The organism is Nonomuraea sp. NPDC050691 (assembly GCF_040654455.1).
Classification (GTDB): Bacteria; Actinomycetota; Actinomycetes; order Streptosporangiales; family Streptosporangiaceae; genus Nonomuraea.
The window spans coordinates 1-1,386 of sequence record NZ_JBFAIA010000372.1 but is presented as its reverse complement, the minus strand read 5'-3'; the positions used below and the strand labels follow the sequence as shown (position 1 = coordinate 1,386).

Genomic DNA, 1,386 nt, shown 5'->3' with positions numbered 1-1,386 from the left:
AAAGTCATGACCCCTATTGACGAAAAAGTCATGACCCCTATTGACGAAAAAGTCAAAGGTAATAATACAAGATTAAATAATACAAGATTTAATAATACCCCCTTACCCCCAAACGCTGGAAACGGCAAAGACGATTTGAACGCTAACGCGTTTGTTTCCGCTAACGCGAAAACGTGCAAGCAAGAAACCGATGAATCAACTTCACTGGAGACAAAAAACGACAGTAACGGCAACAGTAACCGAAAGGGAAACCGCCAAGATGGGAATATTCCGCGCCGCCGCAAATCTGCCGATGTGCCACATCAGGAAATCGCCGATTTGTACAACGAAGTTTTAGGCGGTCGGTTGCCAAGTGTTCAAGTGCTGAACGACACACGCAAACGAGCTATCACAAATCGCTGGTGTGAGATGTTGGGAACGGTAGCACCGAACGGCAAAGTGAGATTCGAGGATAAGGAAACCGGCTTGGCTTGGTTTGCAGGCTTCTTCCGAAAAGTGGCAATGAATCAGTTTTGGATGGGCGAAAACCAAACAGGCTTTGCAGTTAACTTTGACTGGATTTTCAAGCCTAGCAACTTCGTGAAGATTCTGGAATGGCACCCGCCAAAACAGAAATAAAAAACAAGGGAAACGAAATGAACCAAATTGAAGAAATCCAAGCGGTTGAATCACTCGCTAACGTGGAAGCAGAACAAACCGTTATCGGCGCGGTGCTGATTGAGCCGACAGCGATTGTGCGATGTGCAACGCTGACCCCTGAAAAGTTCTTTCAGGCGCAACACAAGATTATTTTCCGCGCGTTGTTGGATATGGCGGCGGCAAACGAGCCGATAGACATTATCACGCTGAACGACAAGCTGGAAGCGAGAGGGGAAGCAGAAAACGCCGGCGGCTTGGCTTACCTGATTGACCTTAGTCAAAACACGCCAAGCGCGAAAAACATCAGCCGGTACGTTGACATTGTGAACGAGCGATTTGTAGAGCGTGGTTTGCTGAAAGCGTCGGCGATGATTGAAAAAATCGCACTGGCCAAAGACGGCGAGTCTGTAGCGCAAAAGCTGTCAAAGGCGGCAGATGAATTGGCGGCGGTTGGTAAGGACGCGGTAAAGCGCGAAACAAAGAGTTTTACCGAAACTGTTGAAGACCTGATTCAGGATTTAGATAAACGGCTTGACGGTGTGCGTTTTGGATTGCCTACCGGCTTGATGAAGTTGGACGAAATGACCGGCGGTTTGCCAAATGGAAATTTGATCGTAATTGCAGCGCGGCCGTCTATGGGTAAAACGGTTTTGGCTGAAAACATTGCACGATTCGCGCTGAAGCAAGGCAAGACAGTGCATTTCCAAAGCTACGAAATGAACGGCTTAGAGCTTGCACGGCGTGGCA

Annotated in this window: 1 protein-coding gene and 1 pseudogene; both read left to right on the top strand. The window is 48.1% G+C overall.

The features are described from left to right. Window positions 1–618 (top strand): annotated as a pseudogene (locus AB0H81_RS44855) (hypothetical protein); the annotation flags it as partial. Continuing rightward, on the top strand, window positions 594–1,386 hold a 793-nt coding region (locus AB0H81_RS44850), incomplete at its 3' end, for a DnaB-like helicase N-terminal domain-containing protein (protein ID WP_358388735.1). The pseudogene AB0H81_RS44855 and the gene AB0H81_RS44850, both read left to right, overlap by 25 nt.